Annotated in this window: 14 protein-coding genes; 13 read left to right on the forward strand and 1 reads right to left on the reverse strand. The window is 66.0% G+C overall.

Features of this window, described 5'->3' with window-relative positions; translation table 11 throughout:
* The first annotated feature begins 24 nt into the window (after nucleotides 1–24).
* The 11 genes from hpaD (at nucleotide 25) to ACKAE7_RS04155 (ending at nucleotide 11,548) form a co-directional block, all read left to right on the forward strand.
* Nucleotides 25–1,110, forward strand: a complete 1,086-nt coding sequence (hpaD, locus tag ACKAE7_RS04105; RefSeq protein WP_188812102.1) for a 3,4-dihydroxyphenylacetate 2,3-dioxygenase — start codon at nucleotides 25–27, stop codon at nucleotides 1,108–1,110.
* 2 nt (nucleotides 1,111–1,112) lie between these two features.
* Nucleotides 1,113–1,898: a 2-oxo-hept-4-ene-1,7-dioate hydratase gene (hpaH, locus tag ACKAE7_RS04110; protein ID WP_190612640.1), complete on the forward strand. Its 786-nt coding sequence runs from the start codon at nucleotides 1,113–1,115 to the stop codon at nucleotides 1,896–1,898.
* The gene (locus tag ACKAE7_RS04115) at nucleotides 1,883–2,707 is read left to right on the forward strand and encodes an HpcH/HpaI aldolase family protein (protein WP_408978577.1); all 825 of its coding nucleotides are present in this window, start codon (nucleotides 1,883–1,885) and stop codon (nucleotides 2,705–2,707) included. Before hpaH ends, ACKAE7_RS04115 begins: the two co-directional genes overlap by 16 nt.
* A 78-nt stretch (nucleotides 2,708–2,785) precedes the next feature.
* Entirely contained in the window at nucleotides 2,786–3,838 is a 1,053-nt protein-coding gene (locus tag ACKAE7_RS04120) for a D-2-hydroxyacid dehydrogenase (RefSeq protein ID WP_188812097.1), read from the forward strand.
* 26 nt (nucleotides 3,839–3,864) lie between these two features.
* Nucleotides 3,865–4,602, forward strand: a complete 738-nt coding sequence (locus tag ACKAE7_RS04125; RefSeq protein WP_188812095.1) for a fumarylacetoacetate hydrolase family protein — start codon at nucleotides 3,865–3,867, stop codon at nucleotides 4,600–4,602.
* A 118-nt stretch (nucleotides 4,603–4,720) separates the two neighbouring features.
* Complete coding sequence (locus ACKAE7_RS04130; protein ID WP_408978578.1) at nucleotides 4,721–5,521, forward strand: IclR family transcriptional regulator; 801 nt, start codon at nucleotides 4,721–4,723, stop codon at nucleotides 5,519–5,521.
* 144 nt (nucleotides 5,522–5,665) lie between these two features.
* Nucleotides 5,666–7,015: an MFS transporter gene (locus ACKAE7_RS04135; RefSeq protein WP_188812093.1), complete on the forward strand. Its 1,350-nt coding sequence runs from the start codon at nucleotides 5,666–5,668 to the stop codon at nucleotides 7,013–7,015.
* A gap of 97 nt (nucleotides 7,016–7,112) precedes the next feature.
* Nucleotides 7,113–8,096: an NAD(P)-dependent oxidoreductase gene (locus ACKAE7_RS04140; protein ID WP_188812091.1), complete on the forward strand. Its 984-nt coding sequence runs from the start codon at nucleotides 7,113–7,115 to the stop codon at nucleotides 8,094–8,096.
* Nucleotides 8,093–8,863: an SDR family oxidoreductase gene (locus ACKAE7_RS04145; protein WP_188812089.1), complete on the forward strand. Its 771-nt coding sequence runs from the start codon at nucleotides 8,093–8,095 to the stop codon at nucleotides 8,861–8,863. The genes ACKAE7_RS04140 and ACKAE7_RS04145 overlap by 4 nt, the downstream gene beginning before the upstream one ends.
* The gene (locus ACKAE7_RS04150; protein WP_408978579.1) at nucleotides 8,863–9,975 is read left to right on the forward strand and encodes an L-idonate 5-dehydrogenase; all 1,113 of its coding nucleotides are present in this window, start codon (nucleotides 8,863–8,865) and stop codon (nucleotides 9,973–9,975) included. The genes ACKAE7_RS04145 and ACKAE7_RS04150 overlap by 1 nt, the downstream gene beginning before the upstream one ends.
* A 163-nt stretch (nucleotides 9,976–10,138) precedes the next feature.
* Nucleotides 10,139–11,548, forward strand: a complete 1,410-nt coding sequence (locus ACKAE7_RS04155; protein ID WP_408978580.1) for an aldehyde dehydrogenase family protein — start codon at nucleotides 10,139–10,141, stop codon at nucleotides 11,546–11,548.
* 113 nt (nucleotides 11,549–11,661) lie between these two features.
* On the opposite strand, the gene ACKAE7_RS04160 is transcribed toward ACKAE7_RS04155, so the two are convergent.
* On the reverse strand, nucleotides 11,662–11,919 hold the full coding sequence (locus tag ACKAE7_RS04160; RefSeq protein WP_066279770.1) for a metal-sensitive transcriptional regulator: 258 nt from the start codon (nucleotides 11,917–11,919) through the stop codon (nucleotides 11,662–11,664).
* Nucleotides 11,920–12,039: 120 nt separating this feature from the next.
* Between ACKAE7_RS04160 and ACKAE7_RS04165 the strand changes: the two genes are divergently transcribed.
* Both ACKAE7_RS04165 and ACKAE7_RS04170 read left to right on the forward strand, forming a co-directional pair.
* Entirely contained in the window at nucleotides 12,040–12,663 is a 624-nt protein-coding gene (locus ACKAE7_RS04165; RefSeq protein WP_188731086.1) for a rhodanese-like domain-containing protein, read from the forward strand.
* Entirely contained in the window at nucleotides 12,660–13,559 is a 900-nt protein-coding gene (locus tag ACKAE7_RS04170) for a sulfite exporter TauE/SafE family protein (protein WP_408978581.1), read from the forward strand. Before ACKAE7_RS04165 ends, ACKAE7_RS04170 begins: the two co-directional genes overlap by 4 nt.
* The last annotated feature ends 21 nt before the right edge of the window (nucleotides 13,560–13,580 follow it).

The following is a 13,580-nucleotide window of genomic DNA, read 5'->3' on the forward strand; positions in this document are numbered from 1 at the left end:
CCTCCTCAAAGAAGAGAGAACACCATGACCGACTTCATTCCCACCCCCACGGCCCCGGCGCCGGACATTGTCCGCTGCGCCTACATGGAGATCGTGGTCACCGACCTCGCCAAGTCCCGCGCCTTCTACGTGGACATGCTGGGGCTGCACGTCACCGAGGAAGACGACAACGCCATCTACCTGCGCACCCTGGAAGAGTTCATCCACCACAACCTGGTGCTCCGCAAGGGACCCATCGCCGCCGTCGCAGCCTTCGCCTACCGCGTGAAGTCTCCCGCCGAGGTGGACGCCGCCGAGGCCTACTACCGCGAGCTGGGCTGCCGGGTTGAACGCCGCAGGGACGGCTTCACCAAGGGGGTGGGCGACTCCGTCCGCGTGGAGGATCCCCTGGGCTTCCCCTACGAGTTCTTCTACGAGGTGGAGCACGTGGAGCGCCTCACCCAGCGCTATGACCTCTATTCGGCCGGTGAGCTGGTCCGCCTGGACCACTTCAACCAGGTCACCCCGGATGTCCCCCGCGGCCGCAAGTACCTCGAGGACCTTGGCTTCCGCGTCTCCGAAGACATCCAGGATTCCGACGGCGTCACGTACGCCGCATGGATGCACCGCAAGCAGACCGTCCATGACACTGCGCTGACGGGCGGCAACGGCCCGCGGATGCACCACGTCGCGTTCGCCACGCACGAGAAGCACAACATCATCCAGATCTGCGACAAGATGGGCGCCCTGCGCATCAGCGACCGCATTGAACGCGGCCCCGGCCGGCACGGCGTCTCCAACGCGTTCTACCTCTACATCCTGGATCCGGACGGGCACCGCGTGGAGATCTACACGCAGGACTACTACACCGGCGATCCGGACAACCCCACCATCACGTGGGACGTCCATGACAACCAGCGCCGCGACTGGTGGGGCAACCCCGTGGTCCCGTCCTGGTACACCGAGGCCTCCCTGGTCCTGGACCTGGACGGCAACCCCCAGCCGGTCATCGTCCGGGAGGAAAAGAGCGAAATGGCCGTCACCGTCGGCGCCGACGGCTTCTCCTATACACGGAAGGACGGCGCCCCCGAGGGGGACCGGACAGGTTTCAAGCTTGGGGCGCAGCTGTAGCCATGCTGGATGACAGGACCATCGAGGCCATTGCCGACGAGCTGGTGCAAGCCGGCCGGAACCGGAAGCCCGTCCCGCGCCTGACGGCCCGGTACCCGGAGATGACGGTGGAGGACTCCTACGCGGTGCAGCAGTTGTGGCGGCGGCGGAACGAGGAGGCCGGCCGGACCTTGGTGGGGCGCAAGATCGGCCTCACGTCCAAGGCGATGCAGGCGGCCACGGGCATCACGGAGCCGGACTATGGCGCCATTTTTGATGACATGGTGCTGGAGACCGGCTGCTCGGTGGAGTGGGACCGATACACGCACCCGCGGGTGGAGGTGGAGCTGGCCTTCGTGTTGAAGGACGGTTTGAAGGGCCCCGGCGTCACCATCTTCGATGTCCTGAACGCCACCGACTACGTGGTCCCGGCCCTCGAGATCCTCGATTCCAGGATTGAGATGGAGGGCCGGACCATCGTGGACACCATCTCCGACAACGCCGCCATGGGCGCCATGGTGGTGGGCGGCCGCCCCGTGAAACCGGACGCCGTGGACCTGCGCTGGGTGTCGGCCATCCTCTATAAAAACCAGACAGTGGAGGAGACTGGGGTTGCCGCCGGGGTCCTGGACCACCCGGCCAACGGCGTGCACTGGCTCGCCAACAAGATCGCCGCCCACGGGGATTCCCTGCAGGCCGGTGACATCATCCTCGCCGGATCCTTCACCCGCCCGCTCTGGGTGTACAAGGGCGACACCGTGCACGCAGACTACGGACCCCTGGGGAGTGTCACATGCCGTTTCGACTAGAGGACACCTTCCGGGATGCACTTGCTGCACAAAAAGGTAAAGAAGGCCGGCCGCTGGCCGGGATGTGGGTATGTTCCGGCAGCCCCCTGGTCGCCGAACTCTGCGCCGGGTCCGGGCTGGACTGGCTGCTCGTGGACGCAGAGCACAGCCCCAACGGCCTCGAATCCATCCTCGCCCAACTCCAGGCCATCCACGGCTACCCCGTGCACACCGTGGTGCGGCCGCCGGTCAACGACACCGTGCTGATTAAGCAGTACCTGGACCTGGGTGTGCAGAACCTGCTCATCCCCATGGTCAACTCGGCCACTGAGGCGGAATCCGCCGTGGCCGCAACCCGCTACCCGCCCGACGGTGTCCGCGGGGTGGGGTCCGCGCTGGCCCGCGCGGCACGCTGGAACCGGGTCCCGGACTACCTGGCCCGCGCCGGCGAGACCATCAGCGTCACCGTGCAGATCGAATCCGGCGCCGCGGTCGCCGTCGTGGAAAACATCCTGGCGGTCGACGGGGTCGACGCGATCTTCGTAGGCCCGTCGGACCTCGCAGCCTCGATGGGCCTGCTCGGCCAGCAGGAACACCCCGAGGTGCGCGCCGCCGTCGAACACTGCCTGGCTGCCGCCAAAGCCGCCGGGAAACCGGCGGGCGTTAACGCCTTCAACCCGGACACCGCCCGCCACTACCTGGACCACGGCGCCAGCTTCATCCTGGTTGGGGCCGACGTCGCGCTGCTGGCGCGCGGCTCCGAAGCCCTCGCAGCGCAGTACGTTCAGGCGGCGAAGGATGCCGGCGGCGGCGCCCCCGCCAGCTACTGACATACTGCACGATATTCTGCCAACGGGAATAATCGCCCACTGTTCAGTATATTAGCCATAAGCCAGTATAGTGAACGAATGACTTCTTCAATCACCCTTGCGATCGCTGTACCGCTCGAAGCAGAGCTGGTGGAACAGATCCGCGCCGTCGACCCGGCAGTTACCGTCATCTACGAGCCCGAACTCCTGCCACACGAGCGTTACCCGGCCGATCACGCCGGCGACCCGGCCTTCAAGCGCACTCCAGCCCAGGAAGAGCGCTACTGGGCCATGCTCAACAGCGCACAGGTGCTGTATGGCTTCCCCAACGAAAGCCCCGCAGGCCTGGCCCGCATAGCCCGCGAGAATCCGCGGCTGCAGTGGATCCATGCCATGGCTGCCGGGGCGGGCGGAGCCGCCAAGGCCTCCGGCCTGGACCAGGACATTTTGCAAAAGTTCAAGATCACCACATCGGCCGGCGTCCACGCCCTGCCCCTCGCCGAGTTCGCGGCGCTCGGAATACTCAACGGATTCAAACGGAGCGCCGAACTGGCGCAGGACCAGGCCGCCAGAACATGGCCCGAACTGCGGATTCCCACCCGCCTGGTCAACGGCTCCACGCTGGTGGTCACGGGCTTAGGCGAAATCGGGCTGGAGACCGCACGGATTGCCAGGGCGCTGGGGATGAAGGTCAGCGGGACCAAGCGGTCCGTGGAACACATCGACGGCATCGAGCAGGTGGTGGACAACACCGGCCTTCCGGCCCTGCTGGCCACGGCTGATGCGGTGGTGAACACGTTGCCCGGCACCGCCTTCACGGAGAACCTTTTCAACCACGAAACCTTCGCCGCAATGAAGCCCGGGACGGTGTTCATCAACGTGGGACGCGGCACCGTTGTTGACGAAGAAGCCCTGCTGGAAGCCCTCAACAACGGGCAGGTCAGCTACGCCTGCATGGACGTCTTCGCCGTGGAACCCCTCCCGCAGGACAGCCCTCTCTGGGACCACCCCAGGGTCATGGTCTCCCCCCACACATCGGCCCTCAGCGCAGCCGAGAACCGCCTCATTACCGAGCGCTTCTGCAGCAACCTCCGGACCTTCCTCGACGGCGGCGACCTTCCCCACCTCGTGGATACAGTCCACTTCTACTAAGCCCCAGGGGCACGATCAGGAGACCCATGCGCATCGCAAGAATCAAGACAGCAGAGGGCGCCCGGCACGCGGTGGAACGGAGCGGGACATGGCACCACATTGCTGACCCCTTCGAGGAACCCCTGACCTACACCGGGCACACTACCCCGGCCGCCGACGCCGTATTCCTTGCCCCGGTCCGGCCCGCCGTGGTCCTCGGCATCGGACACAACAGGACACTGAACGACCATCCGCTCCCCATCCAGGCATGGCATAAATCCGTGCACACCCTCGCCAATCCCGGCGATCCGGTGGTGGCCGCCCGGGACCGTGGCACGGTCAACGTGGAAGGCGAACTCGCGGTGGTGATCGGCAAACAGGCGAAGGAACTGACGGCGGAGAACGCCCTGGAGCATATCCTCGGGTACACCTGCGTCAACGACGTGACCAACGTGGACCAGGGCCTGGTGGATGAACGGAATTTCCAGGGCAAGGCCGGCGTCAACTACACGCCCCTTGGCCCCTGGATAGAAACCGACCTGCCGGATCCGGACCTTGTGGGAATCGACGTCATCGTCAACGGAGTGGCCCAAGCGAACTCCGGGACGTCCAACCTCCCCTCCTCAGTGGTGGAGTGCCTCCTCTACGTCACCTCCTGGCTGACGCTGGAGCCCGGCGACGTGCTGATGACCGGGGCTCCCGGCACCGCAGTGGCAGTCCTGCCGGGCGACCAGGTGGACATCGTGATCGAGGGAATCGGAACCCTTAGCAATAGCGTCGCCTGAGCTCCCCTTCAGGAGTACGCCTGGCATAGGGGGCGCGATGACGCGCGCCCCCTATGATGGATGGTGTTCAGTCAAATGAACACCAGCTCGTCCTGCCGCGGCAACCCGAAGGAGAATCATGGCCGATTCCCGCAACTCCGGTCCTCAACCAGACAACCAGGGCAACGCCTCTCCCGCCCCCGCGGTCACGCGGGCGGCTGCGGTCCTGGATGCCCTGGCTTCCTCCGCCACCGGCCGCCTCACCCTCAGCGACCTCTCGCGGGAAGTAGGCATCCCCAAGTCATCCACGTCGAACCTGCTGCTGGCGCTGGAGGAAGCACGGCTCATCAACCGGCAGGGCAGTGAATTCACCCTCGGCCGCAAACTGGTGGAGCTGGGCGCCGCCTACCTCGGCCGGCTGGATGAAGTGCAGGAGTTCTACCGCTACTGCGAGCAGGCTCCCGTCCTGTCCGGCGAGACCGTTCGCATTGCCATGCTCGACGGCCTGAACGTCATCTACCTCGCCCGCTACGAGGGCCATCCTGCCGTACGCCTGACATCGAACATCGGCGACAAAATGCCGGTTTCACTCTGTGCGGTGGGCAAAGCGCTGATAGCAAGGCTTCACGACCATGACATCGAGGAGCTTTTCCCTGATGATGCCGAGCTGCCGGTGCTGACGCCGAAGTCGCTGCGCACAGGTGCCGAATTCAAGGCGCAGCTGCAGACCATCCGCGGACAGGGCTACGCCTTTGAGGATGAGGAATCCACCACGGGCGTGGTCTGCCTGGCCGTTGCCGTACCAACCCGAGGAGCCCACGGCCCCAGCCTGGGACTTTCCGTGACAGCCCTCAAAGCCACATACACGCCCGAGCAGGGTGCCCAGATGGTCAAGGAACTCCAGGAGCTCGCCCACTCACTGGGCAACCCCATGGGGTAGCGGCGGCGCCTCCTTCACAAACGCACCCCCCCTTGCCGTCTGTTCAACTTGCTGTATTGTGTTCAGCATAGTGATCGACGCAACAGGTGTCGTTGCTATCCCACCAGGCCAACGAGGGTCTGGAGTGCGTTTAAGGGAGTTACTGTGACAACTCGTACTAAATCACCGCAGACTGACAGGAACGGCGATGTCGTCGAACCGGAGCAGCTGCGAAGGGCAACGCTTGCCAGCTCTGTAGGGTCAGCCCTCGAGTACTACGACTTTTACATTTATGGCCTCGCGTCAGCACTGATCTTTGGTCCACTGTTCTTTTCCCCCTTGGGTGAAAGCGGCGCAGTCATCGCCTCGTTTGCCACCTACGGCGTCGGCTTTGCCGCAAGGCCCTTCGGCGGGGTGGTCTTTGGCTACATCGGAGACCGCTTCGGCCGGAAAATGGTGCTGATCCTCACCATCGGCCTGATGGGCATGGCGAGCTTCGCCATTGGCCTCCTGCCCACCTTTGAACAGGCAGGAATGCTCGGGGCCGTTCTGTTGGTGGCCCTCCGCATCCTCCAGGGCCTCGGCGCCGGCGCCGAGCAGGCTGGGGCAACCACGCTGATTTCCGAGGTTGCTCCGCGACGCCGCCGCGGGTTCTTCGCCTCCTTGCCCTTCGTGGGCATCCAGCTGGGCACCCTGCTCGGAGCGGGCACCTTCGCCCTGATGGCCCTCGCGGACAGGGATGTGCTGCTGGGCTGGCTGTGGCGGGTACCCTTCCTGGCCAGCGTCATCCTTATTGTCATTGCCGTCTTTATCCGGCTCCGGCTGAAGGAAACCCCCGTCTTCCAGGAACTTGAAAAGCATAAAGCCGTGGTCAAGAACCCGGTGGGCCAAATCTGGAAGCACTCCAAGAAGAATGTGCTCGTCGGGATCGGCCTGCGCATGGGCGAGAACGGCAACTCGTCGGTTTACTCCGCGCTTCTGGTCTCATTCATCAGCCTTCCGGCCGGCGTCTTTCCGGGCGACAAGTTCATTGGCCCAACAGGCCTGCTGATCGCCGCAGGCTGCGCAGCAGTCATGGTGGTCGTCTTCGGCGCCCTGTCCGACCGGTTCGGCCGGGTTCCCGTGTACCGCTACGGGGCACTATTCCAGGCCCTCATCGCACTGCCCGCGTTCTACCTGGTTACGCTGGGCAACGTCACGCTGGTCTGGGCAGTGATGGCGGTGGGCATCGCCCTGGGCGTGCAGTCCATGCTCGGCCCGCAATGCGCCATGCTGCCCGAACTCTTCGGCTCGCAGCACCGGTTCACAGGCGTGGCCCTGAGCCGTGAACTCTCGGCAGTCCTCGCCGGCGGGTTCGCACCCATGATCGGCGTTGCGCTGCTCGCTGCGACCAACCACTCCTGGCTGGTTCCCGCGCTGTACTCACTGGTCCTGGCGGCAATCTCCTTTGTCACCACATTCTTTACTCCCGAAACCAATGGCCGCGACCTGGCGCTCGTGGAGGACGCTAAATAGAAGTCCCTTAACCCTGGGGGCGGCCCCTGCGGGGGCCGCCCCCAGGGTTCGTCAGCAGCCAAGCACCCCCAGCCCGTCCGGTCACCAAAGGTTGAACATGAACAACGCCACCACCTCCACCACTCCCCATTCCCGCGCCGAACGAACCCGTCCGCGTGCCGGGTTTGTCGGGCTGGGGCTGATGGGCGCACCCATGGCCGCCAACCTGCTGCGCGCGGGGTGGTCCGTCACGGGATGGAACCGCTCCCCCGCCGCTGTTGAAGACCTGCTGCGGCTGGGCGGGAGCGGCGCCGCCACGGTGGCAGACTTGAGGGACGAGCCGGTCATCATCTTTATGCTCCCCGATCTTTCCTTCATTGAAGATGCCGCGGCAGGGCTCCTCGACGCATGGCGGTCCTCGCCGCCTGAACCGGGAACGCTCATTGTGGTCATGAGCAGCGTTTCACCCGTGGGCGTCCAGGACTTCGGCCGCGCGGTTATCGAGGCAAGCGGCGGGAACGCCACAGTGCTGGATGCGCCCGTCAGCGGCGGCACGCACGGCGCACAGCAAGGAACCCTGGCCATCATGGCAGGCGGCCCGGAAGAGGACTTCGCGCGAATCCTGCCGGTACTGCAGGCCATGGGTGCAACGGTCCGGCGGCTCGGCGGCCTCGGGGCGGGCTCCCTGGCCAAAGCATGCAACCAGTTGGTTGTTGGCACCACGACGGCGGCACTCGCCGAAGCAGCCGAGCTTGCGGAACGCTCCGGCCTGGACGTCACGGCCCTCTTCGACGTGCTCTCCGGCGGGCTCGCTGCAAGCCGCGTGCTCGAAATCGTAGGCCCCCGCCTGGCAACAAAGGACTACACGCCCACAGGACCGGCCAAGTTCATGCACAAGGACCTGTCTTTTGTTGTGGAGAGCGCACGAAACGTCGGTGCCGCTGCGCCGATGGCGTCCGCCGGGAGAGAACTCTATGCGCAGTTGCTCACCCAAGGCCTGGGGGACCTCGACCTGGCTGTGGTGCGTCAGACCATTGCGAACCTCAGCACCACAAGCGCTTCCCACAGCGGAACCGAAACGGCCAAGGAGACTGCACCATGACTTCACTTTTCGACCTGACCGGGCGTACGGCCCTCATTACCGGCTCCAGCCGGGGAATCGGCAACGCCCTTGCCCGGGCCTTGGCGGATGCCGGTGCAACGGTGGTGTTGAACGGGATGGATGCGGACCGCCTCAAGGCTGCAGAAACGTCCATGTCCGCCGATTTCCCATCCGGCCGTATCCACAGCTGCGCATTCGACGTGACCAAGGACGCAGAAGTGGGCCGTGGGGTGGCGTGGGTGGAGGAGAACGTCGGTCCGCTGGAGATCCTGGTCAACAATGCCGGAATCCAGCACCGGGTGGCCATGCTTGACCTGGACGTCGAGGACTGGGAAAGGGTCATCACCACGGACCTCACCAGTGCTTTCCTCGTGGGCCGGGCGGCCGCGCGCTTCATGATCCCCCGCGGCCGCGGCAAGATCATCAACATATGCTCCGTCCAGGCCGACCTGGCCCGGCCCACTATCGCGCCCTACATTGCCGCCAAGGGCGGCCTGCGAAACCTCACCCGCGCCATGACGGCGGAATGGGCGGCTTCGGGCCTGCAGGTCAATGCCATCGCCCCTGGGTACATCCATACCGAAATGACCCAGAACCTGGTGGACGATGAGCAGTTCAACTCCTGGATCCTGGGGAGAACCCCCGCGCACCGCTGGGGCACCGTCCGCGACCTCGCCGGACCCGCAGTCTGGCTGGCCTCCAGCGGTTCGGACTTCGTGAACGGACAGACAATCTTCATTGATGGCGGAATGACGGTGGTGGTCTGATGCACGCCGTTCCTGATGCTCCTGCAGCCGGCCGGCGCTACCCGTCCGGACTTCCCGCGGCCAGTCCCGCCGTCGTCGCCCACGCGGCAGGCGACCTTCGCATTGACAACATTCCGCTCCCTTCACCCGCTCCGGACCAGGCCGTCGTCGAGATTGCCTACGGCGGCATCTGCGGCTCCGACCTGCACTACTGGCTGCACGGCGCCGCCGGAGAATCCGTCCTGAAGGCACCGATGGTGCTGGGACACGAGATTGTTGGCGTGGTGGTACGCGCGGCAGCGGACGGTGCAGGTCCACCTGAGGGGGCAGCTGTCGCCGTGCATCCGGCCACACCTGGCCCGGGAGCCGGTCCGGACCCTGCCAGGTATCCCCACGACAGGCCGAACCTGTCCCCCGACTGCACCTACCTGGGCAGCGCCGCAAGGTACCCGCATACGGACGGTGCCTTCAGCCGCTACGCCACCTTGCCATCGCGGATGCTGCGGGCCCTGCCCCCTGGCCTGGATCTGAAGACAGCGGCGTTGATTGAACCGGCCAGCGTTGCCTGGCACGCCGTTTCACGCGCCGGTGATATCAGGGGCAAGACCGCCTTGGTGGTGGGGTGCGGTCCCATCGGGGCGCTGGCCGTCGCCGTGCTTAAGCGCGCTGGTGCAGCCCGTATCGTGGCCACAGACCTGCACCGCAAACCCCTGGAGATAGCACAGGCAGTCGGCGCTGACGAGGTGTTGGAAGCAACAGACAGCCAAGCACTGGCAGAGGTCCAGGCCGATGTGGTGATCGAGTCCTCCGGCTCCCACCATGGACTGGCTACGGCCATCAAGGGAACGGTCCGTGGGGGCAAAGTGGTGATGGTGGGGCTGTTGCCGTCCGGACCCCAGCCTGTACTTATTTCACTGGCCATCACACGGGAACTCGAACTTCTGGGATCATTCAGGTTCAACGACGAGATCGATGACGTCATTTCCGCGCTGGGCGACGGGTCACTTTTCGTGGACCCCGTCATCACGCACGTCTTCCCGCTGGAACGCGGGCTCGAGGCCTTTGAGACCGCCAGGAACTCGGCAGGGTCAGGCAAGGTCCTGCTGGACTTCGCTCCCGGCCGCCCCTCCTGACAGGGGCAGGGGCGAGGAGCTGACACTGGCTCCAGGCTGTTCCCTCCACGTCAAGGGCGCTGCGCCCAAAGACAAGAGGCCAGGACCGGGCGTCCAGCACACTGGAAAGCAACCCGCCAGGCCAACCGGCCGGCGTCCTTGCCTACTCGAAGTGGAGTACACCATGGAAACCTACGATGCGCTTCTGGCGTCCGTTTCTGCCGAACCCGGTACCGGCCGGACCATCCTGGACCCCGCCACGGGAGAGCCCGTAGGCGAAGCCCCCGTCCACAGCCTCGAGTACCTCGAGGCGGCAGTCTCCGCCGCACAGGAAGCGCAGCCGGCGTGGGCGGCGCTGGGCCACAGCGCGAGGTCGGCCGCGCTCCTCAAAGCAGCCGACGCCGTCGAACGTTCCGCCGAGGAACTCGCCCAGCTGCTCTCCCGCGAGCAGGGCAAGCCCCTGAACGGCCCCAACGCCCGGTTCGAAGTGGGTGCCTGCGTGGCCTGGCTGCGCGCCACAGCCAACCTGCCGCTTGAGCCCGAAACGATCGTGGACGACGGCCAGATCCGCGCCGAACTCCACTACAAGCCCATCGGGGTCGTCGCGGCCATCGGCCCGTGGAACTGGCCCATGATGATCGCCATCTGGCAGATCGCCCCCGCCCTGCGCATGGGCAACGCCGTGGTGGTCAAGCCCTCCGGCAACACCCCGCTCTCCGTCCTGGCGCTGGCCACCGTCCTGAACGAGGAACTCCCGGAAGGCATCCTCTCAGTGGTCTCCTGCGGCCGGGAAGTAGGAGCCCGGCTCACGGACCACCCCGCCATCGGCAAGATCATGTTCACCGGCTCCACCGCTGCCGGCCGCGCCATCATCAAATCCTCCGCCGACACCGTCAAGCGCCTCACCCTGGAACTGGGCGGGAACGACGCCGGCATCGTCCTGCCCGACGCCGACCCCAAGGCCATCGCCGAAGATGTTTTCTGGGGCGCCTTCCTGAACACCGGCCAGACCTGCGCGGCCCTCAAGCGCCTTTACGTCCACACCGACATCTACGATGCCGTCTGCGAAGAACTCACCGCCGTCGCCGCCGCAATGCCCATGGGCAACGGCCTCGACGAGGACAACGTCCTGGGTCCCCTGCAGAACAAGGCACAGTACGACGTCGTTGCAGGCCTCGTGGAGGCAGCAAAGGCTTCCGGCGCACGCGTCCTGCTGGGCGGAAATCCGGAGCCGGACCAGCCCGGCTACTTCTACCCCACCACCTTGGTCGCGGACATCGACAACGACAACCCGCTCGTTGCCGAGGAACAGTTCGGCCCCGCACTGCCCATCATCCGCTACAGCACCATCGACGAAGCGGTGGAAAAGGCCAACGCCCTGGAGGTCGGACTCGGCGCCTCCGTCTGGTCTTCGGATGTTTCAGCAGCCCGCGGGGTCGCAAGCCGGATCCAGGCCGGCACCGTCTGGATCAACAGGCACGGCGCCGTGGACCCGCGGATCCCCTTTGGCGGCGCGAAGCAGTCCGGGTACGGACTGGAGTTCGGCGTCGAGGGCCTCAAAGCCCTCGGTGTACCGCAGGTCATCAACGGCTGAAACCTGACACGGCAAGAGGGGCACTGCACGCCGACGCGTGCAGTGCCCCTCTTGCGTTTGCCCGCGGTGGCGGGGATCAGCCAGCCTAAAGGCCCGGGCCGGGGCCAGTGTGGTTACGCCAGGGAAAGGAAGAGCTTCTCCAACTCTTTCCTGTCCATGGTGCTGTCCTCGCGGACAATGCACTGCTCCAGGCCGCTGGCGATGATCGCGAAGCCAGCCCTGTCCAGCGCCTTGGATACGGCGGCGAGCTGCGTGACGATGTCCTTGCAGTCCCTGCCCTCCTCCAGCATCCGCGTCACAGCGGCGAGCTGGCCCTGGGCGCGCTTGAGGCGGTTGACCACTGGGGCCAGTTCAGTCGAGTCGAGTTCCATGAGGTCTCCGTAGGTGGGTTCGTGCCTCCAACTATATACCCCTCGGGGTGTTTTGACTACCCCCCGGGGTATCTGTAATACTCGGTGGGGTATTCACCTTCCCCCAACGAGAGGCCAGCAATGACTTCCCCTTCCACCGCACCTGCCGTTACCGCACTCGCCCCTGAAACCCTCCAGTCCTGGTTCAAAGAGCACCAGGACCTCGTGGTGATCGACGTGCGTTCGGCTGCGGAGTTCGAGTCCATGCATATCCGCGGCTCTTACAACGTGCCGCTGCCGTTGCTGTCCGAGCACACGGATGAGCTCGCCGCCCGGCTGGGGTCCCGCGTGGTCCTGGTCTGCCAGTCCGGCGTGCGCGCCGAGCAGGCCCGCCAGCGCCTTGCCAAGGCCGGAATCGATACCGCCTACGTCCTGACCGGCGGCGCACCCGGCTTCGCCGCTGCCGGCGGTGACGTGGTCAAGGGCAAGGACCGCTGGGACCTGGAGCGGCAGGTCCGCCTTGTGGCCGGCTCCCTGGTGGTCCTGGGCCTGGCCGGCGGCAAGTTCGTTTCCCCGAAGATCCGGACGCTTGCCGGGGTCATCGGCACGGGCCTGACCTTCTCCGCAGCCACCAACACCTGCGCCATGGGCCAGGCCATCTCGGCCATGCCGTGGAATAAGGCCGCCAAGGAGCCCACCCGCGAAAGCGCCATCCTTGCCCTGCCCGTCAACACCGAGGTGAATGCCGAGGCCAAGGCATCATGACCCTCACCCTCATCCTGGTCCTGGCCCTCTCGGTGGTCATCGGACTCTCGCTCGGTGTCCTGGGCGGCGGCGGATCGATACTGACAGTCCCGATCCTGGTGTACGTGGCCGGGTTCGAGGCCAAGGAAGCCATCGCAGCCTCGCTGTTCGTCGTCGGCGTCACCTCCGCGGTGAGCGTGTTCAGCCACGCCCGCGGCGGCAGGGTGATGTGGCGGACCGGACTGATCTTCGGCGCGGCCGGCATGGCCGGCGCGTTCGTGGGCGGCCTCCTGGGCGGGCACATCCCCGGCCAGATCCTGCTCATCGCCTTCGCGGTGATGATGGTGGCCACCTCCGTGGCCATGCTCCGCGGCCGGAAGAAGAAGTCCGACGACGGCGCGCCGCCGGTCAAGCACGAACTGCCCCTGGGCAGGGTGCTGCTGGACGGCGCCGTGGTCGGGCTCGTCACCGGCCTGGTGGGCGCGGGCGGCGGGTTCCTGGTGGTCCCGGCCCTTGCACTCCTGGGCGGCCTGCCGATGTCCGTTGCCGTGGGCACCTCCCTGGTGGTCATCGCCATGAAGTCCTTCGCCGGGCTCGCCGGATACCTCACCACGGTCCAGCTCGACTGGGGCATCACCCTCGGCGTGACCGCCGCCGCCATCGTTGGCAGCCTGGCCGGCTCCAAATTTGCCGGCCGCATCCCCGAAGCCGCCCTGCGCAAGGCGTTCGGCTGGTTCGTCCTGGCCATGGGAACCTTCGTCCTCATCCAGCAGGCCCCTGCCGACCTGCGGTGGTTCATCGCCGCCGGAGTCGCAGCCCTGACGGCAGCAACCGCGGGCGTCTGCTGGTTCTTCATCAGCTCGTGCCCCCTGCGCAACCGCACCGGCCGGCGCAGCAACGTCCCCTCACCCGCCTGACCCCGCCAAAGGAGAAACACC

It is taken from the genome of Pseudarthrobacter sp. NKDBFgelt (assembly GCF_046097905.1).
Lineage (GTDB): Bacteria > Actinomycetota > Actinomycetes > Actinomycetales > Micrococcaceae > Arthrobacter > Arthrobacter polychromogenes.